Origin of the sequence: Aquamicrobium terrae, from assembly GCF_040545735.1 — a bacterium.
Classification (GTDB): Bacteria; Pseudomonadota; Alphaproteobacteria; order Rhizobiales; family Rhizobiaceae; genus Mesorhizobium; species Mesorhizobium terrae_A.
The window spans coordinates 1-20531 of sequence record NZ_JBEPML010000012.1 but is presented as its reverse complement, the minus strand read 5'-3'; the positions used below and the strand labels follow the sequence as shown (position 1 = coordinate 20531).

Genomic DNA, 20531 nt, shown 5'->3' with positions numbered 1-20531 from the left:
TCAGAACCTTGTAATGACGGTGACCCCGGCGCCCTGGAATTTGTCCATGGCCATCAGCACATCGATCGACTCCTCCAGGCCGATCTTCTGCCTGACCAGACGCTCCGGCCTCAGCTTGCCGGCGAGGATCATCGGCATCATCACGTCGTAGCGATGCGCCTGCATCCCGTGGCTGCCGAGGATTTCGAGCTCATGCGCCACGATCCGGCTCATCGGCACGATAGGCGTGCTGTGGTCGGCCAGCATCAGCCCCACCTGCACATGCTTGCCGCGCCGGCGCAATCCGAGGATCGAATTGAAGCAGGTCTCCGGATGCCCGAGCGCGTCTAGTGAGACATGGACGCCGCCCTTGCTCGCCTCTATCACGGCCCCGGACACATCGGCGACGGATCGGGCATTGATCGTGATAGCCGCACCGAGGCTTCGCGCCAGCGCCAGCTTGTCGTCGGCGATGTCGACCGCGACGACGTTGGCGCCGAGCGCATCGGCAATCATGATCGCGGCGAGGCCCACCCCGCCGCAGCCGTGGACCGCCACCCATTGACCCGCCGCAACCTTGCCTTGATCGACGACGGCCCGGAAAGAGGTCACGAAACGGCAGCCCAGCGAAGCAGCGGTTGCGAAACTGACGCTTTCGGGCAGCGCGACCAAGTTCAGGTCCGCCTTGTGGATCGAGACATATTCAGCGAACGATCCCCAATGAGTGAAGCCGGGCTGGAACTGGTGGTGGCAGACCTGTTGATGGCCGGCATGGCACTCCGGACAGTCCCCGCACCCGCCTACGAAGGGTACCGTCACCCGGTCGCCCACCTTCCATTTCGTGACGTCCTTGCCAATCGCCTGGATCACGCCGGCCAGTTCATGGCCTGGCACATGCGGCAGCTCGATATCGGCGTCATGGCCCACCCAGCCGTGCCAGTCGCTACGGCAGACGCCCGTCGCCTCGACCTTCAGGACCACCCCGTGGGGCTCCGGCGAAGGATCGGGCACACGGACCAGCTTCGGGCGTTCGTTGAAGGCTTCAAACATCACGGCTTTCATGTACTTCCTCACGGACGGTGGGTTTTGGATTTTGCGCTGAACCAGATCACTACCTCATAGAGAGCCTTGCCGTCGGCACCAACAACATCATGCTGGAAGCAGCACCACCGCTTTCAGCTCCGACTACGCTGACAGTTGGATGCTGTGGGACAGCGGGTTGTGACGCGGCCGCCGGCATTGCCCGCGCTCCATGGCTGGACCCATCGGCGGACACCCTTTTCGAGATCGGCGACGATGCGTTCGGTGATGCGGGTATAGGCGTCGGCGCGCGAGCCGGATTTCCTGTCGGTCATTTTCCTGTCCTCCGTTTCAGAGCCGCGCCCGTCGCGGAGGTCCACAGCCGAGGCAATCAGGAGGGACCGCGCACCGACCAGGCCCGTCGCACAGCGACGGGCGAGAAGGACCGGAACGAAGTGGAGGACGGCGAAGCCGTTGCGCGGACCGGCGGCCCCGGCAGGATCGCCATCCGGGACGGCCGCAAGCGCAGCCCCTCTCCTACCTTCTCTTCCTGCCTCCTAGGGAGCGGCGCCGCGGATACGGGCAGCCCAAAGTGCAAGGCCACGCCTCTTCCGTTGGTTGGGTCAACCAAGGGTCGCTATCTGCATGCAGGGCCCCTTACATTCAAGGATGAAGTCGTACCTCTTTGTGATCACGGCGGCGCATGCTTAATGCTCGCCGTATGCGTCGTGATAGTTCCACCACCGGTACGGGGGCGTTTGCGGGTATCCGCTCGGCGAGTCCTCCCATTCCTCCTGGCGTCCGAGCGCAGTGATGTCGAGGTAGCTCCATGTACTCCCCATAGCCTCGTCGCCGCGATTGTTGACGAAGTAGGTGCGGAAGATCCTTTCGCCCTCGCGGATGAAGGCGTTGGTCCCGTGCATCTCGCGGACACCGAAGTCCGCATCAAAGTCATCGATGATCGTGTACCAAGGGATCTCCGCCCATCCCATCCGTTTCTTAAGGCCTCGGATCTCGGACTGGGGCGCGCGCGAGACGAACGCAAGCGTGGTGTCGCGAGCATTCAGATGGGCCGGATGCGCGACCTGATCGGCGAGGAAAGAACAGCCGGCACAGCCACGTTCCGGGTACATGCCGCCTTCTGCATAAGAATTCGTGACTTCGAGCCCGTAGAAGAAGCGATAGACGATTAGCTGCCTGCGCTTCTCGAACAGGTCGAGAAGGTTGACCATCCCGTTCGGGCCCTCAAATCGGTAATCCTTCTCAACAGCCATCCACGGCATCCGGCGCCGCTCGGCCGCCATCGCGTCGCGGGCCCGCGTGAGTTCCTTCTCTTTCACGAGCAGCTCCTCGCGCGCGTTCTCCCACTCCTGCGCCGAGACGATCGGTGGCGTCTTCATCTTCATCATCCTTCCTTCAAGTGATCGTCACAAGCCCATACGAACGTCGATGTCGTCCCCCAGTTGATCCTGCTGTCCATTCCGATTGCATTATACAATCAGTATGCATGAGTTTATTCTGATTGCAATATGCAATCAGAATGGACGGGCTAAGGTCATGAAAGTGCGATCCAACTGCCCGATCAATCTGGCCACCGAGGCTCTCAGCGACTCCTGGAGTCTAGTCGAGACCTTCATGCAGCTACGGCTCAATGCTTTCGCGAAACTGCTTCAGCATCAGAATTTGCGACCCTCGCAAGCCCGCCTAGCGACATCGATTTTACCTGCAGCAGCGGCACGGTGCCTGTCGCGACAGCAATCGAACACGACCTCTTCCAGTTCATGCTTTTCCTTTGTCTTGCCAGCACGCCCTTGGTGGCCCTTTCCTTCTCTTCCTTCCCCGCACCTCGCGCAGCCCCTTCGGACGCCGCGAAGAGCAAAGGCGGCAAGGGCGCGGCTGGCACAACTGAGGGAAATGTGAGTGCGCGCCCGGCCCCTGCCAGCCGCGGCACAGCTTCCCTTGCCGCCGTAGCTCGCAAGCGGCACCGCCGGAAGGAAAACGGCCGGCTCAGAGAGCCGGCCCGCTTTCAAAGGCGTCGTATTCCGCGAGCGCTTCGATCTCGTCGTCGTCGAGTCCCGCGCTCGGCAAGACGCCAAGACCCCCGTCTGTACGGAACAGCGTGACCGGCGTCATGACGGTGTGGGCCAGCTGGTATGCGTGGTCTTGGGCGCGGGGAAGCTCATGATAAGGCCGCGCGGCAATACATCTGTGGGCCGCCGAGAGACATGCTGACCAAGGAGCTGGCGACCGTCGAAGAGGCGGTCGGGCGGCCCGGTCATTTTTCGCTGGGCTTCGGCTTTGACCTTTACCGCCACAAGGAAGCGCGCAACATCCTGGTGCTTGGCTACGAGAGTGTCTTTGAAGCTGCAGGCAGTTATGTGCAGGCAGCGGTACGCATCGAAGGCCGTGCGCGTCCCGATTCCATCCGGGTCCTCCTGACTTTGTGTTCTCATCTACTGTTAGCGACGCTACCGCTATGGGGCGGCCATGCGAATGAAATCGCAATGGTCGCCCGGCTCAGGGGTCAAAGTTCCGGATATCGCGCTCGCTGAGGATGGCGGCTGGGTCGTTCAAGGCTCCGCCAGATAAGCGGCGATCAGCGCGACGGCACCTGTTTTATGACGTCAAGCAGCGCGGCAGGAAGAGGTCGCATGACGCGGAGGCGCCAACCAATCTCCTTACCGTGCTCGCATGTGAGCGGCAGCGTCACTCGCCCGGCAGCCCTGCTTCACCGCACCCACCGCAAGGCCAAGGGCGGAAAGTGCGCACGCTGAAGTTCACTCACCCCCTTGTCGCATGGCTATCCCCGATCCGCATGAATAACTCAGGCTGGGTCCCGCGCGGGCTTCACCGGCGGCCACATGCGCGAGAAGACGCCATCCTTCAGCAAGACGCCATGATAGACGGCCGCACCGACATGCAGGGCAACGAGCGCGGCCAGCGTGTATTTGGCGGTCGCGTGGATGGACTTGGCCGTCTCGGCCAGAGCCTCGTTCTTCTCCAGCAGTGGGGGAATGCCGAGCACGTCGAGGATGTCGATGGGGAAGGCGCCGGCCGTGACTCGGACATAGCCGCTGACGGTCATGACCACGATCACGACATAGAGGCCGAGATGGGTCGCGTAGGCAGCGATGCGCTGTAGCTTCGGCACAGAGGCCGGCAACGGCGGGGCCGGATGCGTCAGCCGCCATACGATGCGCAATGCGATCAGCAGGAGAAGAATTACGCCGGTCGACTTGTGGAAGACGAAGAGCAGGTCCTGAAGCGGCCGGTCGACCTCCATGGTCATCACGTTGCCGGCGACGAACATGGCGATCACGAGCACGGCCATGATCCAGTGCAGGAGGCGGGCGGTGGTTCCGAACGTCATGACGATCTCCACAGCGAACGAAACTGCAGCATGGACCTCCTTTGCGCGGTTGGAAAGCATTCACTTTCGCGTGATTATCTTGCCAGCCGCGCAGGCTCCTCCATACTTTGCCGGCATGAGGAACCTGTCCATGCCGGGCCCTCCATCCGCCGACATACGCCTGCCGGGCTGCATTCACCGCACGGCGCGTATCGCCGTCTGCGTAGCGGCCGCCGCGCTAGCGTCAGTACTGACGCTGGCCGGGTCGGACATCGCCCCCGCCACGATCGCAATCCTGCTGTTCGGGGGGATCGCCTCGGTGATCCTTCGCCGGGTCGAGGCCTACCATCCCTTTCCGGAGTTCGGTCCGGCTAACCTGATCACGCTGGCGCGTGCCGCACTCGCCTGCCTGCTCGCGGCGATCGTGACGACCGGATCGCTGGCACTGTGGCTGATCGCCTTCCCGTTGGCGCTCGCGGCCCTTGCGCTCGACGGCGTCGATGGCTGGGCGGCGCGGCGCACCGCGATGGCGTCGCGCTTCGGCGCGCGTTTCGATATGGAGATCGACGCGTTGCTGATCCTCGTCCTGTCCGCGGCCGCCTGGGTAGGCGGCAAGGCCGGCGCGTGGGTGCTGCTGCTCGGCCTGATGCGATATGCCTTCCTCGCCGCCTCGCTTGCCTGGCCTGCGCTCGGCGCGGACCTGCCTGCCTCGACCCGGCGCAAGGCCATCTGCGTGGTGCAGGTCGCCGTGCTGGCGCTGCTCCTGCTGCCGGCTATCGCGCCGCCGCTCTCGACGGGGCTGGCGCTCGGCGCGCTCGGGGCGCTCTCATGGTCTTTCGCAGTGGACGTGATCGCGCTGCTACGCCGGGCGAAGGCCGCATGACCGGCTTGGCGACCACGCTGGGCCTTGCCCGATCGCTCGCGATCTACCGGGCGCGGCCGTGGCGAATCGGCCGGCTGGCCACCTTCTACCGGCAGTTCCTAAGCCCCGGCGACATCGCCTTCGACATCGGCGCCCATGTCGGCAACCGTGCGCTGGCAATGGCGCGGGCAGGCGCGCATGTGGTCGCGCTGGAGCCGCAGGCGCCGTTCCATGCCTTCCTCGTCCGGACCATGCCGAGCGCGGTGACGGTGCTGCCGCTGGCGGCCGGCCCCGTGGAGGGCGAGGGCAGCATGGCGGTGTCGCGGCGGCATCCGACCGTGTCGTCGCTTGCGCCGGGCTTCGGCGCGGCGATGGCGAGACGCGACGCGAGCTTCCGTAACGTGGCCTGGGATGGCGAGCAGTTGGTAAGGGTCACGACACTCGACGCGCTCCGCAAGGTCCATGGCAATCCCGCCTTCGTGAAGATCGACGTGGAAGGCTACGAGGCCGACGTGCTAGCTGGGCTGAGCCATCCGGTGCCGGCGCTGGCGTTCGAACACCTGCCAGCAGCGGCTGACGTGACGCGCGCCTGCGTCAGCCGCCTGTCGCGGCTCGGCCCATATCGCTTCAATCTTGTCTCCGGCGAAAGACCGGCTTTCCTGTTACCGGCCTGGGTAGAGGGCGCGACGATTCTCGACGCCGCAGCCCGTTCGGGCCGTGCCGGCGACATCTACGCGCGGCTTGAACCATGAGGACGGCGCAGCGGAGCTCGCTTGCTGCGATTGCCGCGCTGGCGCTCCTGTATCTCGCACTCGTTGCGCCCAACCATCCGGATGCGGCGACATGGGCAGCGCTGCGACATATCCCGCTCGAGCTGCCGTTGGTCATGACGCTTCTGCTCGCCGTCGGGGCGTGGCCGGCGGCACGGTGGCCGGCGCGAGCGATCGTCACGCTCCTGATCGTGATCGCGTTGCTACTGAAGGCGGCGGACCTCGCGCTGTTCGGGGCGCTCGCACGGCCCTTCAACCTCGCCTACGACCTGCCGCTGCTGCATGCAGCCTGGATGCTGCTCGCCGGATCGAGCGGCCCGGTTCCGGCGGCGCTCTATCTGACGGCGGCCGTCCTGGTGCTGGCGCTGCTATCGTTTGTGATCTGGCACGCCACCGGCGTGCTCCTCCGCCACGCGTCGGAGCGGCCGCACACAGTCTCCATACTGACGGCCGCGATCGCGGTCGCGACCACCGCCGCGTGGTGGGCGGGCGCGGCCTCGCCCTTCTCGACCCGGCTGATCGCGGGCCACGCATCGGCGGCGATGCGCGCGATGCAGGACGTCGCGGCGCTCGAGGCTGAGGCGGCACAGGACCCGGTGCTGGCCTCCGTGCCTAGCCCCCTCTCCGGCCTTGCCGGCACAGACATCGTCCTCGTCTTCGTCGAATCCTACGGCCGCTCGACGCTCGACAGCCCGCTCTATGCCGGAACGACCAACGCCGCCTTGCGCGACGTGGAGCGCGAACTCGGCGCGCTGGGCTATGCGATGCGCTCCGCCTGGCTGACCTCGCCGACCATGGGTGGCCAGAGCTGGCTGGCGCACGGGACGCTGCTCTCCGGCCTCTGGATCGACGGGCAGGGCCGCTACGATGCGCTGATGCGCAGCCAGCGGAAGTCACTCAATCGGGTGGCGGCTGAGGCCGGCTGGCGCAACGTCGGCGTGATGCCGGCGATCGTCATGCCCTGGCCGGAGGCGGCGTGGTTCGGCTACGACACGGTGCTGGCCGCGAAGGATCTCGGCTATCGCGGCAAACCGTTCAACTGGGTGACCATGCCCGACCAATACACGCTCTCGGCCTTCGAGCGGCTGGAACTCGGCCCTGGCCGCAACAGGCCGGTATTCGCCGAGATCGCGCTGATCTCCTCGCACGCGCCCTGGACGCCAATCCCGTCGCTCGTACCGTGGGAGGCGGTCGGCTACGGCACGGTCTTCGACGCGCAGGCGGCCTCCGGCGACACGCCCGAGCAGGTATGGGCCGATCCCGACCGCGTGCGCGACCAGTTCCGGCGGTCGATCGACTATGCGCTGCGCGCGGTCGGCTCTTTCGCCGCGCGGCATGGCGAGACCAAGCCGCTCTTCGTGATCCTCGGCGATCACCAGCCGGCGGTCTTCGTCTCGGGCTCCGACACGAACCGCGACGTGCCGATCCACCTGTTCGGACCCCCCGAGGCGGTGGCGAGGTTCGACGCGTGGGGCTGGACGCACGGGCTGGTCCCGGCGCATGACACGCCGGTCTGGCGGATGGACGCGTTCCGCGCGCGTTTCATCGAAGCCGTCTCCAGAATGGAACCGCAGCCGCAGTCGGGCGTAGTGCGTTCATGAACCAGCACGAACTGATCCAGCCTGGCCTTGCCGACCTGCCTCTGGCGCGAGCCGATGTCACGGAGCGGGTCTGGGCCGCGTTGCTGGCTTGCGCCGATGGTGAAGCCGGGGTGCAAGCCGAGCCAGGCTGGAGCGCGGAGGAACGGGCGGCTGCCGCGCTTTACGGACCGCTGCTCGGTCGCGGTGCAGGGCGCCCCTATATCGTCGCGCAGGTGGGCCAGTCGCTCGACGGCCGCATCGCGACGCCGGACGGCGACGCGCAGCACGTTTCCGGCCGCGACGGGATCGCCCATCTGCATCGCTGCCGTGCGCTCGCCGACGCGGTGGTTATCGGCGTCGGCACGGCCGTAGCCGACGATCCACGCCTCACTGTCAGGCTCGCGGCGGGCCGGAGCCCGGCACGCATCGTGATCGACCCGTCGGGGCGGCTGGGAAACGATGCCGTTGTCTTCCGCGATGACGGCTGCCGGCGCATCGTCGTGCAGGCCTGCGGGCGACGACAGTCGGCTGGCGTGGAGGTTGTCGAACTGCCCTTGCGCGGGGACATGCTCGACCCGTGCGAAATCGCCGGAGCGCTGGACGGGCTCGGGTTCCGGCGCGTGCTGATCGAGGGTGGCGGCACGACCATCGGCCGCTTCCTGGATGCGGAGCTCGTGGATCGCCTTCATATCGGCATCGCGCCCTTGATCATCGGCGCAGGACCATCCGGCCTCAACGCCATGCCGCCGCCGCGGCTCATCGAGGCAAGGCGGCCGAAGGCGCACGTCTACGGGCTCGGAACTGACCTCATCGTGGACTGCGCATTCGGCGGTGCCTAATTTCTATCGGCACGGTAGGGCGAACAGGTCGACATGGCCGATCGTGCAGACGGCACGGTCGATCATTCCGAGACGTCTGTCCAGCCAGCCGACCGCATTCGTGCCCGCCTCGGCGGCGGCCCGCGCGATGCCGCCGAGCAGCTCGGCCTGGAGCGGGCGGTCGTCCGCATCGAGACGCCAGGGGCTGCCGGCCGACCTGACGCAATATCCGCGCTTTCCCATCGCCTCGGCCAGCGCCGGTCCCGCAGCTGGTCCGAGCGCCGGCCCGAGGCCTTTGTCACCCGTCTGGTGGCGGTTGAAGGCGGTAGTGACAGCGGCGTCCTCCGGGTCGGGAACGGACCATTCCATCCGGCCGTCATAGGTGAGCGTCGCGTAGAGGCCCGCCCGCTGTCCGGCGATGCGGTCGGCGAGCGCCTCGATCCAGTCGCGCCCGGCAAGATCGAACAACGCGGAGGCCGTCACCAGAACCGCGCCGTCGAGCGGCAGCGCGTCGATATGCGCGAGATCGGCCTCGATGGTGCAGGCATCGGGTATCGCGGACGCCTCGGCAAGCAGCGCTGCATCCCGGTCGACCAGCGTCCAGTGCGCGGCCCGCGGACCGATAGCGCGGACTGTCGAACCCGTGCCCGAGCCGAGATCGACCGCCGTGGGAGCGGATTTCGCGCCGAGCCATGTGCGGACCTGTTCCAGCAGGCCCACATCGCGCGCGGCCCGGTCGGCGGGCTCGCGCAGGGCCAGCCATGCGGCCGAAAAGCTCATTGCAGGCGCTCCAGCACACCGGCTACGATGCCGGCCGTGTCCTGCCAGGTCGGAAGCGCCTGGCCGGCGGCCCAGGCGGCGTCGGCCGCCTGGCGATGTGCTTCGGGATCGGTCAGCAGCCGCGCGATCGCCCCGGCCAAAGCGGAGGGATCGTTGGGCGGCACCAGCGCGCCCGCTTTCTCCGGCACGACATCGGGCACGGCGCCCGCCCGGCAGCCGATGGTCGGCAGGCCGTGCGCCAGGGCTTCCGCATAGGCCATGCCGTAGCCTTCATGGCGGGAGGGGAGGACGAAGATGTCGGCACTCGCCAGCTCGGCGTCGGCATCGGCCACGGCGCCGGCGAAGGCGACGCGGCCGGCGAGGCCGAGGCCGGCGGCGCGTGATTTCAGCCTCCGGGTCCACTCCGGATCGCGGTCGTCCGCACCGACGAGGCGCGCCGTCCAGTCGAGATGGCGCAGGTGGCCGAGCGCCTCGATCAGCACGTCGTGGCCCTTGCGCGGCACCAGCGCGCCCACGCTGAGGAGCACGGACGGCGAACCGTTGGCGGGCGCGCGGGGCTTCAGATCGGTTCCGGGCAGCGCGACGGTAATGCGCTCGGGCGGCACCGAAAAGCCGGCGGCCAGCCGTCGCGCCGTCGCGCCGCTTGTGCAGACGACGGCGCGCGCATGGGCGAGCGCGGCGCGCTCGCTCGCCTTTAGGGCTTCCGCCTCTGCGGCAGTCAGGCCCGTCTCGTCGGCGAGCGGGTGATGCACGAGCGCGACCAGCCTGAGGCGGGCCGAAAGGGCAGGAGCAAGCTCGTCCATCGCGCCGAAAGCGAGCCCGTCGACCAGGACGATCGCATCATCGGGAAGGGAATCGAATGCGTCCTTCGTCGCTTGCCGTTCCGCGTGCGACAGGAACGGATAGCCGGCAGGCAGCGGAACCGTATTAACCTGCCAGCCGAGGCTAGGAAGCCCGGCGATCAGACGACGGTCGTAACCGTAGCCGCCGGTTGGCAGCGACAGGTTTCCCGGGATCGCGAAATGAACCGTGCCGGCCACGTCACAGAGCCGCCTCGTACCAGGCGCGCGCGACATGGCTCTCATGGAGCTGGACCCGGATTTTCGCGACGCGGCCCCCGTCGCCGAGGCGGCCGCCGCGTGCGGCGGCGGCAAGCTGGTCGAAGATGTGGCGGCACAGGAACTCCGTCGTGGTGAATTTACCCCTGAAGGCCGGCACTTCGTCCAGATTGGCATAACGGAGCGGCTGGAGCGCGTCCTGCAACGCCTCGGTGGCGAGGCCGATGTCGACCACCAGCCCATTGGCGTCGAGGTCCCCGGTGAAGAAGGCGGCATCGACTACGAAGGTCGCGCCGTGCATCCCCTGTGCCGGACCGAAGACCGGCGAGGGCAGCGAATGGGCGATCATGACGTGGTCGCGGACTTCGACGGCGAACATGGAGGCTCCTGGTCAGGTCTGATAGGCAATGCGGTGGCACAAGGTCGCCGGGTCCGCGAGGATCCCTGCGTAGCAGTTAGGAAGATCGAGGAAGGGCGTTTCGCCGTTGATCAGGCAATCCAGCCTGTCGTTTACCAGCAGTCCCAGCGCGGCCTCCAGCCGCCGCCGATGCGACCAGCGCGGCCGCCGGTCGACCGGCACCCTGCCGACCTGGGAGGAGACGATCGACAGGCGGCGCGCGTGAAAGGCCCGGCCGAGCGGCACGGCGGGTTCCCGGTCACCGTACCAGCTCGCCTCGACCACGCGCGCCTCGTCGCCCGCGGCGGCGAGCGCCGTGGCGAGCCCCTGCGCGGTGGCGCTGGCATGGATCACCGCATCGCAATCGCGCGGCGCGTCAGCGGGCAGGACGAAACGGCAATCAAGGCGGTCGGCGATCAAGGCGCGATCCGGATTGATATCCACCACGGTTACCGTGGTGCCGGGCATCCGCGCGCAGAGCCATCCGGCCAGTAGCCCGACCACACCGGCACCGACGACGACGACGCGGTCACCGGGTCCGACGCGAGCGTCCCACGCGATGTTGAGTGCGGTTTCCATGTTTGCGGCCAGAACCGCGCGGGGCGCGGGAACATGGTCCGGCAGGGGGAGGACCATCGCTGCAGGCGCTGCGAAACGGTCCTGATGGGGATGGAGGCTGAAGATCGTGCGGCCGGCGAGCGCGGACGGCCCTTTACGGACGATGCCCACTGCCGCGTAACCGTATTTGACGGGAAAGGGAAAATCGCCTTCCTGCATGGGGCAGCGCATGCGCTCATGCTCGGACGGCGGCACGCAGCCGGCGGCAACCAGCGACTCCGTGCCCCGACTGATGCCCGAGTACAGCGTCTCGACCAGCACATCGCCCTCGCGCGCCGCAAGCGGCGCCGACCTGATCTCGCCCCTGCCGGGCGCCGTCAGCCAGAAGGCGCGCGCCTCACGCATGAAGCGGCTCGCGGCCATGGCGCGGCTTGCATGACGCGAGGCGGCCGGGCGATGAAGGGTCTCGGTTGGGCACACCGCGAAGCTAGGGCCTTTGGCGGACTTTGGAAAGGGCAATGAGCTTGGATGCTGGGTGCAAACATCGTCTGGATCATGTGCGACCAGCTCAGGCATGACCATCCGTCGGGCTACGGCCATCCGCACATGAAGACGTCGAACATCGAAGCACTCGCTGTGCGCGGGGCGTCCGTCTCGACCCCGCCTAGTACAGTCGATCATCTGCGGTTCATCGCACATGAGCGCCTATACCCTCATCAACTGGCCGCGTCTCGGCACCGGCAGGCCAAGAAGCTTCTCCGCCGCCAGGCAGAACGCATGTTCCTGGTTCATCGGCGCCACATAACCCAACCGGTCGAAGTAAGGCAGGGCCTGCAGGTAGGTCTTCGACTCGATGAGCTTTTCCATGCCGCGATGCAGCAGGCCGATATGCGGGTCGGCACGCTCCACCATTCGCCATCCAGTTCCAGGACCACCAAGCGCAGCACGCCATGCGCAGCGGGATGCTGCGGTCCGAAATTGATTGTAAAGTTGCGCACTGCTTCAGGCCCAGGCACCTCCGCGCCTGTTATGCGGTTTCCTGGATGACCAGCGTCAACGCGCCTGCCGGGTCGACCGCCGCCGCCACCACCTGCGTGACGTTGAGCCCATTTTGAGCAAGCATGGTCATGGCTTCGGGCGAATCCTCGATGGACGCGTGCAGCGCACGCAGATCGTCCACGCTGGTATCGTTCAGCTTTGCCTCGACCATGGTTTTGAGGCGTGGGGGCAGGTCTTCGAACCGCACGATGGTGATGGCTATGATGGTCTGGTCCGGCAAGGTTTCCGGCGTCTGCTGCGCGGGCGGCTGGCCGGGAAGCTCGTCCGTTGGCCCTTGTGCCATCGTCGGCTGGATGCTGGCGACAACGGAAAGGGCAGCGATCAGCGTCACAATACGCATGGCTTCACCTTTCATGTCTGTAGCCATAACCCACGTGCCCGCAGCATGTTCCCGGCTATCGCACGCCTGCGGGGAAATTCTGCAGGTGCCGGTTGCCCTACCCTGTCCGTTTCTCCTGAAAGGAATGCGCTTCCCGGAGCGGATCGATTACCTCCTTGTCCGTGGTCTCGTCGAAATCCTCGTAATGAAGGCCGACCGCCAGGAACGGGTCGGGCGTGGCGAACCTGTTGCAGCCGTTAGGGCATCTTGCTGGGTCTCGGTGCTCAATGAAGCAACCAGTATGAACCGCGCGCGTTGTCAGGAAAATCCCTAACCAGTCAGGAGAGTGGGTCGCCAACTGCTTCCCGAACAGGCATCGCGAATATGAGGGACATCGCCAGGCGGCTGGCCGCGCTGTCCCTGTGTCTGCACATTTGCGGGTGCTCGGGCGTGCAATCGGCGCTCGATCCGGCGGGCGAAGAGGCGGCGCATGTCGCGCAGCTTTTCTGGATCATGGTCGTCGCCGGTGGCCTGATCTGGCTGGCGGTAGTCAGTTTGCTGTCTTATGCCTCGCGCGGGAAGCGCGGCAGGCTGGACGAGCAAGCGGCCGGCCGTCTGATCTTCTGGTGCGGCGCGGCCATTCCCGCCTTCCTGCTTTTCCTGCTGCTCGGCTATGCGCTGTGGCTGATGCCGGGGCTGCGTCCCTTCGCACCGGCCAACGCTTCCGATGCGCTCACCGTGGAGGTCACGGGCGAGCAGTTCTGGTGGCGCGTCGCCTATCATGATCCCGATACCGACACGCCGGTGCTCTCCGCCAACGAGATCCGGCTGCCCGCGGGCGAGCGCGTGGAATTCAGGCTGAAGAGCACCGATGTCATCCATTCCTTCTGGATACCGGCGCTGGGCGGCAAGATGGACATGATCCCCGGCCGCGTGAGCCGGCTTTCGCTGCTGGCCACCAAGACCGGCACCTATCGCGGTCCGTGCGCGGAATATTGCGGCACCTCGCATGCGCTCATGGCGTTCACCGTCGTCGTCATGGAGCCTTCCGAATTCCGGCAGTGGCTGCAAGCGCGCGCGGGCGCCTCGCCGGGCGCAGGTTCCGAAGGCCGCGACCTCTTCCTCGCCCACGGTTGCGGCGCGTGCCATCGCGTCGCGGGCACGGAGGCGGACGGAAGCGTCGGGCCCGACCTCTCCCATGTCGGCTCGCGCGAGACCCTCGGCGCAGGCATCCTGCCGAACAGCGAGGGCACGCTGCGCGACTTCATCGCCCATCCGCATGTCATCAAGCCGGACTCGAAAATGCCGGCCTTCTCCATGCTGCCCGAGCGGGACATCGGCGAAATCGCCGCCTGGCTGAAGGGGCTCGAATAGCCATGGCCACGAAAGCCCGGACCCGCGCAAGGAAGGTGAATGCGGCGTCAAAACAGGCCGAGACGGAGCAGCTGCGCCGCGTGTGGGAAACGCCGCGCGGCTGGCGCTACTGGACCTCGGTCAACAACACGCAGGTCGGGCTCTGGTATGGCGGCGCGGCCTTCGCCTTCATGCTGTTCGCCGGCGTGCTAGCACTGCTGATGCGCGTGCAGCTCGCGGTGCCGGGCAACGACATGATGTCGGCCGATTTCTACAACCAGGCCTTCACGCTGCACGGCACGGTGATGATGTTCCTGTTCGCCGTACCGATCTTCGAGGCGGTGGCGATCTTCCTGCTGCCGCCTATGCTTGGCGCGCGCGAACTGCCCTTTCCAAGGCTCGGCGCCTTCGGCTTCTGGAGCTTCTTCATCGGCGGCGTGTTCGTCTGCGGCTCCATCTTCTTCGATGCCGCGCCCTCCTCAGGCTGGTTCATGTATCCGCCGCTGGCCACCGACAAGGCGCTTTCCGGCATCGGCGCCGACATCTGGCTGCTGGGCCTGTCCTTCATCGAGGTGGCTTCGATAGCGGCGGCCGTGGAGCTGATCGTCGGCATCATGAAATGCCGCGCGCCCGGCATGCGCGTCAACCTGATGCCGCTCTTCGCCTGGTATCTGCTGATCGTCGCCGGCATGATCCTGTTCGCCTTCCCGCCGCTGATCGCGGGCGACCTGCTTTTCGAGATGCAGCGCATGTTCGACTGGCCGTTCTTCGATCCGGCGCGCGGCGGCGATCCGCTGCTGTGGCAGCACCTGTTCTGGATATTTGGCCACCCGGAAGTCTACATCATCTTCCTGCCGGCCATCGCCCTGATGGCAATGATCGTGCCGACCTTCGCGCAGCGTCCCATCGTCGGCTATTCGTGGATCGTGCTGGCCGCCGTCGGAACCGGCTTCCTCTCCTTCGGCCTGTGGGTCCACCACATGTTCACCACGGGGCTGCCGCAGATCTCGCTGGCCTTCTTCTCGGCCGCCTCGGAAGCCGTCGCCATTCCCACCGGCGTGCAGATCTTCGTCTTCATCGCCACCATGCTGGCCGGCCGCGTCATCTTTTCCGTGCCGATGCTGTTCGGCTCGGGCGGCATCGCCATCTTCGTCATCGGGGGCTTGACCGGCGTCATGGTCGCGCTCGCCCCCTTCGACTGGCAGGCCCACGACACCTATTTCATCGTCGCCCACCTGCATTATGTCCTGATCGGCGGGATGCTCTTTCCGCTGGTCGGCGGCCTCTATTACTACTATCCGCTCATCGGCGCGCGCATGCTGTCGATGCGGCTTGGCCGCATCGCCTTCTGGCTGATGTTCACAGGCTTCAACGTCGGCTTCTTTCCCATGCATCTCACCGGCCTGCGCGGCATGCCGCGCCGTGTCTTCACCTATCCGCAGGGCATCGGCTGGGACTGGCTGAACCTCGTCTCCACCATCGGCGCCTTCGTCTTCGCGGCCGGCGTTCTGGTCGTCGTCTTCGACGTGCTGCGGCCGAAGAAGCGGCAGCCGCGCGCTGTCCAGAACCCGTGGAAGGCTGGCACGCTCGAATGGCTGAACGAGCCAGAGGAAAACTGGGGCGTGCGTTCGATACCGCCCGTCGAAAGCCGCTACCCGCTATGGGACCAGAAGGGACTGGCCGAGGAGGTCAATGCCGGGGCCTGGTACCTGTCCGACGCGCGCGACGGACGGCGCGAGACGCTGATCAGTTCCGTCCTCGATGCAGAGCCCGTGCAGTGCCAGCGCGTGGCCGGCCCCTCCGTCCTCCCCATGCTGTCGGCCGCCTTCCTCGGCGGGGTGTTCATCGCGCTCACCTTCGAGCTCTGGGTCCTCGCCCTGCTGTCGGGCCTCGCGACGCTCGTCGCCATCCTGTGGTGGCTGTGGACCGGCACCGGCGAAATCCCCGAGAGGAAAAGCCGGGATGTGGGTCTCGGGCTTCGCCTGCCGCTCTACATCTCCGGCCCGGAGTCCGTCGGCTGGTGGGCGATGTTCATCACCATGGTGGGCGACGGAACGGCCTTCGCCAGCCTTATCTTCGGCTATTTCTTCTACTGGACCATCCATGCCGATTTCACCGCCGGACAGGCCGGCCCCGGCTGGTGGTGGCCGATCGCGGCAGCCGGGCTTTTCCTCGCCGCCTGGACCGCCACAATGGGCGCGCTGCAGCTCAACGCCACCGGCCGAACCGCCGCCATGCGCCTTGCGCTGGCGCTCGGCGCGCTGCTGGCGCTGGCGGCGACCGCCGCCGGCCTTGCCGGGCCGTGGCTGCACGGCATGCAGCCGACCGTCCATGTCTATCCGGCCATCGTGTGGATACTGGTCGCATGGGTGCTGGCGCACGCGGCGGTGGGAATCCTCATGCAGCTCTATTGCCTGGCGCGCAGCCTGGCCGGCCGCCTCACCCCGGCACATGACATGGAACTGCACAATGTCGTCCTCTACTGGCACTTCATGACGATCTCGGCTGTGATCGCCTTCTCCGTCATCGGCCTGTTCCCGGAAGCGATGTGAGGCGGCGATGCGGATCATCCCGAAGGAAATGCAGACGCTCTGGACCCTGTTCACCGCTCCGGTGATCTGGGCTGCTCATTTCCTCGCCTGCTATATAACGGCGGCGGTGCTGTGCGCGCGGCAGGGCGATGCGGGCTTCGCCACGGTTCAGCTTGGCATCGCCGCCGCCACGCTGCTCGCACTCGGCCTGATCGTGCTTTCGGCGTGGCTTGCATGGCGGCAATGGGGCTTCGGCCGGCGCGATCCGCCGCATGACGATCCGACCCCGCATGACCGCACCCTGTTCCAGGGCTTCGCCACCCTGCTGCTTTCGGGCCTGAGCTTCGTGGCCGTGCTCTATGTCGCCCTGCCGCTCCTGTTCATCGACGGGTGCGCGTCATGAGAAGGCTCTCCCTCATCGCGGGCCTCGCGGTGCTCGTCCTGATCTGGGCGGGGCCGCTGCTCTCGGTCTTGCGGGAGTCATTCGCGGCGCACATGCTTGCCCATATGGGCGTCGTCGCCATCGCCGCACCCCTCATCGCAATCGGGGTTTCCGACAGGATCGCCGCCGTCAGGCCCTCGTCGGCCCTTATCGCCTCGCTGGTCGAGCTTGTCGTGGTGTGGGGCTGGCACATGCCGGCGGCGAGACTGTGGGCCACGTCTTTCGTCTTCGCCACCATTGTCGAGCAGGCCATGTTCCTCGCAGCTGGGCTGTTCCTGTGGCTGACAGCGCTCGCGACGGCGGGCGGCAGTACGGCCCAGAGCGCGTCGGGCGCGTTCGCGCTGCTTCTCACCTCTATCCACATGACCCTGCTCGGGGCCCTGCTGGCGCTCGCCTCCCGTCCACTTTACGGCTTCAGTGAGGTGACCTGCTTCGGCCTCGTCCTCGATGCCGAGCAGGACCAGGCGCTGGGCGGCGTCGTCATGCTGATGGTGGGCGCGGCCGTCTATCTCGCCGGCGGCGTCTTCCTGCTGTCCCGGCTTCTGTCCGGCAACGGGCAGCAAAGGGGGGCCGGGTGATGCATGTCAACTGGAAGCATCTGGCCATCGGACTCGGTGTCCTACCCTTCGTGGCGTTGCTCGGAGCGTGGATCGGCTTCTTCAACGTCGGCGCCTCCAGCGGCCACTGGAAAGTCACCGACTGGTTCCTGCATTTCGCCATGCGCTCCGCCGTGCGCACATACGCGCTCGCCGTCGACGTGCCGGACGCGCTGCCGCGTTACGCCATACAGCCTGCGGCCGGCCATTTTGCGCGCGGCTGCGCCATATGCCACGGCGCGCCCGGTGAGCCGCGAACGCCCGTCATCGACTTCATGCTGCCGCAGCCTCCCGACCTCGCTACCAGGGTGGGGGAATGGACCGACGCGCAGCTCTTCCGCATCGTCAAGCACGGCGTGCGTTTCACCGGCATGCCGGCATGGCCGACGCAAAAGCGCGACGACGAGGTCTGGGCCATGGTGGCCTTCCTGCGCGAACTGCCGCAGATGGACGAGCCGCGATGGCGCGACCTCGCCTATGGCGGGGAAAGGCCGCCGCTGGGGCAAGCCGCGGATTTCCGGCAGGCGCTTGCCGAATGCACCCGCTGCCACGGCGAGGACGGGATGGGCCGCAGCCCGGCGACGCCCGTGCTGGCCGGCCAGAGCGCCGGCTATCTGGCTGAGAGCCTTCGGGCCTATGTCGAAAAGCGCCGCCGGAGCGGCATCATGGGCGTGGCCGCGGCGACCGTCGCACCCGAGCTTCTGCCCGATCTCGCCCGGCATTTCTCCGCCCTGCCCGTCGCGCCTCCTTCCCCCGTCCAGCCGCCCGCGCCGGTCGCGAAAGGCAAGGAGATCGCGCGGAGCGGCGTTCCCGCGCGCGACGTGCCGGCCTGCCTCGGCTGCCATGGCCGGCCCGACGACAATCCGGTCTATCCCGAACTCTCAGGCCAGCCCGCGCCCTATATCGCGACACAGCTCAGGCTTTTCCGCTCGGGCGAACGCGGTGGCACGCGCTTCGCGCATCTCATGCACAACGCGGCGAAGAACCTTTCCGACGACGAAATCGACGCCCTCGCCGCCTATTTCGCGCAGCGGGAGCGCGAATACGCAGCCGGGCACGGTGCTGGACTGTCCGGTGCAGCGCCCTAGTTCCCCTACAGGCCCCTCGGAAGAAGAACTGGAGCGATCATGGCCGCAGTTTCCGCCCCGCCATATATGAAGCCCCTCCATCCGGTCCATGCGATCCTTCTCGCCTTTCCGTTTCCCCTGTTCCTCGCAGCGCTGATCGGCGACTTCGCCTATTGGCAGACTTTCCATATCCAGTGGGCCAATTTCTCGTCATGGCTGATCGCGGGCGGGCTGGTCGGCGGCGGCCTTGCCATGTTGTGGGCGCTGGTCGGCCTGTTCCGCTACCGGGGAAGCGGCAGTTCGCGGCCATTGATCTATTTTATCGTCCTGCTGGTGATGTGGGTGCTCGGCCTCATCAACGCCTTCGTCCATGCGCGGGATGCTTGGGCGGTCATGCCGGAAGGCCTGTATCTCTCGACGGTCACGACCCTTCTCGCGCTGGTCGCTTCCATGATCGGCTATTCGGGATTTCGCTCGAGGGAGGCCGTGTGATGCGCAAGCTTCTGATACTCGCCGCCTGCACCACGCTGCTCGCCGCCTGCGGCGAGGAGGTCGAACCCTTGCAGTATGGGGCCGAACCGAACCTGCCGGAGGCGCAACGGGGGCTGTTGCCGGACATGAAGATCGCGCTGCCCGCCGAGTGGGGCGACGATCTGCCGACCGTGCCGCAAGGCTACACGATCACGCCGATCGCCACCGGCCTCGCGGTGCCGCGCCAGACGCTGGTGCTCCCCAATGGCGACATTCTCGTCGCCGAAGGCTCCGGCGGCGGTGCGCCCACGCTGCGGCCCAAGGACCTCATCGCCAACTACATCAAAGGCCTTGGAAAGACCGACGTGAAAGGCGGAAACCGGCTGACGCTGCTGCGGGACACCGATGGCGACGGCGCCTACGAGACACGGGAAATCTTCGCGAAAGACCTCAACGCGCCTTACGGTCTCGCATTCGTGAACGGCATCATCTACGTCGCCAATCAGGACGAACTGGTGCGCTTCACCTACAGGCAGGGCCAGACCCGGGCGGAGGGACCGCCCGAGAAGGTCACCGACCTGCCCTCGGCCATCAACCATCACTGGACCAAGGCGCTGACAGCCAGCCCGGACGGCCGTTTCCTGTTCGTGGGCATTGGCTCCAACAGCAACATCACCGAGCGCGGCATGGATGCGGAAACCGACCGCGCCATGGTATGGCAGGTCGATGCGCAGACCGGCGCGCACCGGCCATACGCCACCGGCATCCGCAACCCCACCGCACTCGCCATCCAGCCCGGCACCAACCAGCTCTGGGCCGTGGCGAACGAGCGCGACGAGATCGGCCCCAACCTCGTGCCCGACTATCTCACCTCGGTGCGGGAAGGCGGCTTCTATGGCTGGCCCTACAGCTATTGGGGCCAGAACGTCGATCCGCGCGCCCAGCCCCAGGACCCCGAAAAGGTGGCCGCCGCCATCCGGCCCGACTACAGCTTGGGCTCGCATGTGGCAGCGCTCGGCCTTGCCTTCTCAACCCCGGCAATGGGCGGCGATTTCGCGGAAGGCGTATTCATCGGCGAGCACGGAAGCTGGAACCGCACGCCGCCCGTCGGCTACAAGGTGATCTTCGTGCCGTTCCGCGATGGCAAGCCCGCCGGCGATCCGGTCGATTTTGCCACCGGCTTTCTCACCGAGGACGGAAAGGCGCGCGGACGTCCGGTGGGCGTGACGGTCGATCCCAAGGGCGCGCTGATCGTCGCCGACGACATGGCCAACACGGTGTGGCGCATCACCGCCAACCCGGATGCTGCCACTCGAAACTGACGCATGCAAGAAAGTTGAGGCGAGCGCTTCGAATATCAGGAACGCTCCTACAACGACCTGTGGCGTACCCTGCCGCCGTCGGTGGACGCCAAGGGTGGCAGGGTAGACGACAGCGCGGCCGAGCGGAAGAGCGCGCTCAATCTTCCTGAGGAAAACCTGCTCTACTTCCTTGAGAAGAACAGTCCCGCGCTCGAACCCTG

At 66.6% G+C, this 20531-nt stretch carries 21 protein-coding genes and 3 pseudogenes; 13 read left to right on the top strand and 11 right to left on the bottom strand.

Going from position 1 to position 20531, the window contains the following annotated elements:
- The 4 genes and pseudogenes from ABID37_RS16805 to ABID37_RS16790 form a co-directional block, all read right to left on the bottom strand.
- Positions 1–1041 (bottom strand): zinc-dependent alcohol dehydrogenase family protein, encoded by a 1041-nt coding sequence (locus ABID37_RS16805; RefSeq protein WP_354196830.1) that lies wholly within the window; start codon positions 1039–1041, stop codon positions 1–3.
- Positions 1042–1199: 158 nt separating this feature from the next.
- Positions 1200–1334: pseudogene (locus ABID37_RS16800) on the bottom strand (ArdC-like ssDNA-binding domain-containing protein); the annotation flags it as partial.
- Positions 1335–1706: 372 nt separating this feature from the next.
- A complete protein-coding gene (locus tag ABID37_RS16795; RefSeq protein ID WP_435521578.1) occupies positions 1707–2399 on the bottom strand; it encodes a DUF899 domain-containing protein in 693 nt (230 codons plus the stop codon).
- A 607-nt stretch (positions 2400–3006) separates the two neighbouring features.
- Positions 3007–3132 (bottom strand): hypothetical protein, encoded by a 126-nt coding sequence (locus ABID37_RS16790; protein ID WP_354196826.1) that lies wholly within the window; start codon positions 3130–3132, stop codon positions 3007–3009.
- A gap of 92 nt (positions 3133–3224) precedes the next feature.
- On the opposite strand from ABID37_RS16790, the gene ABID37_RS16785 reads away from it, so the two are divergent.
- Positions 3225–3551 carry a hypothetical protein gene (locus tag ABID37_RS16785; RefSeq protein ID WP_354196824.1) on the top strand — a complete coding sequence of 109 codons (327 nt, stop codon included), beginning with the start codon at positions 3225–3227 and terminating at the stop codon, positions 3549–3551.
- 272 nt (positions 3552–3823) lie between these two features.
- Here the strand turns inward: ABID37_RS16785 and ABID37_RS16780 are convergent, their stop codons facing one another.
- Entirely contained in the window at positions 3824–4369 is a 546-nt protein-coding gene (locus tag ABID37_RS16780; RefSeq protein ID WP_354196822.1) for a cytochrome b, read from the bottom strand.
- Between the two features lie 130 nt (positions 4370–4499).
- Between ABID37_RS16780 and ABID37_RS16775 the strand changes: the two genes are divergently transcribed.
- From ABID37_RS16775 to ABID37_RS16760, 4 genes are read left to right on the top strand one after another with little or no spacing between them, the layout of a single operon-like run.
- The gene (locus tag ABID37_RS16775; RefSeq protein WP_354196820.1) at positions 4500–5231 is read left to right on the top strand and encodes a CDP-alcohol phosphatidyltransferase family protein; all 732 of its coding nucleotides are present in this window, start codon (positions 4500–4502) and stop codon (positions 5229–5231) included.
- Positions 5228–5962, top strand: a complete 735-nt coding sequence (locus ABID37_RS16770) for an FkbM family methyltransferase (protein WP_354196818.1) — start codon at positions 5228–5230, stop codon at positions 5960–5962. The genes ABID37_RS16775 and ABID37_RS16770 overlap by 4 nt, the downstream gene beginning before the upstream one ends.
- Positions 5959–7581 carry an alkaline phosphatase family protein gene (locus ABID37_RS16765; RefSeq protein WP_354196816.1) on the top strand — a complete coding sequence of 541 codons (1623 nt, stop codon included), beginning with the start codon at positions 5959–5961 and terminating at the stop codon, positions 7579–7581. The genes ABID37_RS16770 and ABID37_RS16765 overlap by 4 nt, the downstream gene beginning before the upstream one ends.
- Positions 7578–8399 carry a RibD family protein gene (locus ABID37_RS16760; RefSeq protein ID WP_354196814.1) on the top strand — a complete coding sequence of 274 codons (822 nt, stop codon included), beginning with the start codon at positions 7578–7580 and terminating at the stop codon, positions 8397–8399. Before ABID37_RS16765 ends, ABID37_RS16760 begins: the two co-directional genes overlap by 4 nt.
- A 3-nt stretch (positions 8400–8402) precedes the next feature.
- Here the strand turns inward: ABID37_RS16760 and ABID37_RS16755 are convergent, their stop codons facing one another.
- The 6 genes and pseudogenes from ABID37_RS16755 to ABID37_RS16730 all read right to left on the bottom strand — a co-directional run bounded on the left by ABID37_RS16755 (position 8403) and on the right by ABID37_RS16730 (position 12585).
- A complete protein-coding gene (locus ABID37_RS16755; RefSeq protein WP_354196812.1) occupies positions 8403–9158 on the bottom strand; it encodes a class I SAM-dependent methyltransferase in 756 nt (251 codons plus the stop codon).
- Positions 9155–10234 (bottom strand): glycosyltransferase family 4 protein, encoded by a 1080-nt coding sequence (locus ABID37_RS16750; protein WP_354196810.1) that lies wholly within the window; start codon positions 10232–10234, stop codon positions 9155–9157. Before ABID37_RS16750 ends, ABID37_RS16755 begins: the two co-directional genes overlap by 4 nt.
- Complete coding sequence (locus ABID37_RS16745; protein ID WP_354196808.1) at positions 10200–10595, bottom strand: 6-pyruvoyl trahydropterin synthase family protein; 396 nt, start codon at positions 10593–10595, stop codon at positions 10200–10202. The genes ABID37_RS16750 and ABID37_RS16745 overlap by 35 nt, the downstream gene beginning before the upstream one ends.
- A gap of 12 nt (positions 10596–10607) precedes the next feature.
- Positions 10608–11594, bottom strand: coding sequence for a zinc-dependent alcohol dehydrogenase (locus ABID37_RS16740; RefSeq protein WP_354196806.1), 987 nt, complete (start codon positions 11592–11594; stop codon positions 10608–10610).
- A 285-nt stretch (positions 11595–11879) separates the two neighbouring features.
- Positions 11880–12187, bottom strand: a pseudogene (locus ABID37_RS16735) (NADH-quinone oxidoreductase subunit D); the annotation flags it as partial.
- Between the two features lie 11 nt (positions 12188–12198).
- Positions 12199–12585: a hypothetical protein gene (locus tag ABID37_RS16730; RefSeq protein WP_354196804.1), complete on the bottom strand. Its 387-nt coding sequence runs from the start codon at positions 12583–12585 to the stop codon at positions 12199–12201.
- A 348-nt stretch (positions 12586–12933) separates the two neighbouring features.
- On the opposite strand from ABID37_RS16730, the gene coxB reads away from it, so the two are divergent.
- The 8 genes and pseudogenes from coxB to ABID37_RS16690 form a co-directional block, all read left to right on the top strand.
- Complete coding sequence (gene coxB / locus ABID37_RS16725; RefSeq protein WP_354196802.1) at positions 12934–13923, top strand: cytochrome c oxidase subunit II; 990 nt, start codon at positions 12934–12936, stop codon at positions 13921–13923.
- Between the two features lie 2 nt (positions 13924–13925).
- Positions 13926–16454, top strand: a complete 2529-nt coding sequence (gene ctaD, locus ABID37_RS16720; RefSeq protein ID WP_354196800.1) for a cytochrome c oxidase subunit I — start codon at positions 13926–13928, stop codon at positions 16452–16454.
- Positions 16455–16461: 7 nt separating this feature from the next.
- Positions 16462–16836 carry a hypothetical protein gene (locus tag ABID37_RS16715; protein ID WP_354196798.1) on the top strand — a complete coding sequence of 125 codons (375 nt, stop codon included), beginning with the start codon at positions 16462–16464 and terminating at the stop codon, positions 16834–16836.
- Positions 16833–17453 (top strand): cytochrome c oxidase assembly protein, encoded by a 621-nt coding sequence (locus ABID37_RS16710; protein ID WP_354196797.1) that lies wholly within the window; start codon positions 16833–16835, stop codon positions 17451–17453. The genes ABID37_RS16715 and ABID37_RS16710 overlap by 4 nt, the downstream gene beginning before the upstream one ends.
- Entirely contained in the window at positions 17453–18559 is a 1107-nt protein-coding gene (locus tag ABID37_RS16705; RefSeq protein WP_354196795.1) for a c-type cytochrome, read from the top strand. Before ABID37_RS16710 ends, ABID37_RS16705 begins: the two co-directional genes overlap by 1 nt.
- 39 nt (positions 18560–18598) lie before the next feature.
- Positions 18599–19030 carry a DUF2231 domain-containing protein gene (locus ABID37_RS16700; protein ID WP_354196793.1) on the top strand — a complete coding sequence of 144 codons (432 nt, stop codon included), beginning with the start codon at positions 18599–18601 and terminating at the stop codon, positions 19028–19030.
- Positions 19030–20331 (top strand): PQQ-dependent sugar dehydrogenase, encoded by a 1302-nt coding sequence (locus tag ABID37_RS16695; RefSeq protein WP_354196791.1) that lies wholly within the window; start codon positions 19030–19032, stop codon positions 20329–20331. Before ABID37_RS16700 ends, ABID37_RS16695 begins: the two co-directional genes overlap by 1 nt.
- A 21-nt stretch (positions 20332–20352) precedes the next feature.
- Positions 20353–20531 (top strand): annotated as a pseudogene (locus ABID37_RS16690) (SpoVR family protein); the annotation flags it as partial.

Excerpts from the sequence above, each read along its gene's own strand:
- ABID37_RS16710 (WP_354196797.1), top strand. The coding sequence starts at position 16,833 with ATGAGAAGGCTCTCCCTCATCGCGGGCCTCGCGGTGCTCGTCCTGATC.
- ABID37_RS16755 (WP_354196812.1), bottom strand. The coding sequence starts at position 9,158 with ATGAGCTTTTCGGCCGCATGGCTGGCCCTGCGCGAGCCCGCCGACCGG.
- ABID37_RS16805 (WP_354196830.1), bottom strand. The coding sequence starts at position 1,041 with ATGAAAGCCGTGATGTTTGAAGCCTTCAACGAACGCCCGAAGCTGGTC.
- coxB (WP_354196802.1), top strand. The coding sequence starts at position 12,934 with ATGAGGGACATCGCCAGGCGGCTGGCCGCGCTGTCCCTGTGTCTGCAC.
- ABID37_RS16795 (WP_435521578.1), bottom strand. The coding sequence starts at position 2,399 with ATGAAGACGCCACCGATCGTCTCGGCGCAGGAGTGGGAGAACGCGCGC.
- ABID37_RS16705 (WP_354196795.1), top strand. The coding sequence starts at position 17,453 with ATGCATGTCAACTGGAAGCATCTGGCCATCGGACTCGGTGTCCTACCC.
- ABID37_RS16770 (WP_354196818.1), top strand. The coding sequence starts at position 5,228 with ATGACCGGCTTGGCGACCACGCTGGGCCTTGCCCGATCGCTCGCGATC.
- ABID37_RS16740 (WP_354196806.1), bottom strand. The coding sequence starts at position 11,594 with ATGGCCGCGAGCCGCTTCATGCGTGAGGCGCGCGCCTTCTGGCTGACG.
- ABID37_RS16780 (WP_354196822.1), bottom strand. The coding sequence starts at position 4,369 with ATGACGTTCGGAACCACCGCCCGCCTCCTGCACTGGATCATGGCCGTG.
- ABID37_RS16745 (WP_354196808.1), bottom strand. The coding sequence starts at position 10,595 with ATGTTCGCCGTCGAAGTCCGCGACCACGTCATGATCGCCCATTCGCTG.
- ABID37_RS16730 (WP_354196804.1), bottom strand. The coding sequence starts at position 12,585 with ATGAAAGGTGAAGCCATGCGTATTGTGACGCTGATCGCTGCCCTTTCC.
- ABID37_RS16790 (WP_354196826.1), bottom strand. The coding sequence starts at position 3,132 with ATGACGCCGGTCACGCTGTTCCGTACAGACGGGGGTCTTGGCGTCTTG.
- ABID37_RS16765 (WP_354196816.1), top strand. The coding sequence starts at position 5,959 with ATGAGGACGGCGCAGCGGAGCTCGCTTGCTGCGATTGCCGCGCTGGCG.
- ABID37_RS16700 (WP_354196793.1), top strand. The coding sequence starts at position 18,599 with ATGGCCGCAGTTTCCGCCCCGCCATATATGAAGCCCCTCCATCCGGTC.
- ABID37_RS16760 (WP_354196814.1), top strand. The coding sequence starts at position 7,578 with ATGAACCAGCACGAACTGATCCAGCCTGGCCTTGCCGACCTGCCTCTG.
- ABID37_RS16785 (WP_354196824.1), top strand. The coding sequence starts at position 3,225 with ATGCTGACCAAGGAGCTGGCGACCGTCGAAGAGGCGGTCGGGCGGCCC.
- ABID37_RS16750 (WP_354196810.1), bottom strand. The coding sequence starts at position 10,234 with ATGTCGCGCGCGCCTGGTACGAGGCGGCTCTGTGACGTGGCCGGCACG.
- ABID37_RS16775 (WP_354196820.1), top strand. The coding sequence starts at position 4,500 with ATGCCGGGCCCTCCATCCGCCGACATACGCCTGCCGGGCTGCATTCAC.
- ABID37_RS16695 (WP_354196791.1), top strand. The coding sequence starts at position 19,030 with ATGCGCAAGCTTCTGATACTCGCCGCCTGCACCACGCTGCTCGCCGCC.
- ctaD (WP_354196800.1), top strand. The coding sequence starts at position 13,926 with ATGGCCACGAAAGCCCGGACCCGCGCAAGGAAGGTGAATGCGGCGTCA.
- ABID37_RS16715 (WP_354196798.1), top strand. The coding sequence starts at position 16,462 with ATGCGGATCATCCCGAAGGAAATGCAGACGCTCTGGACCCTGTTCACC.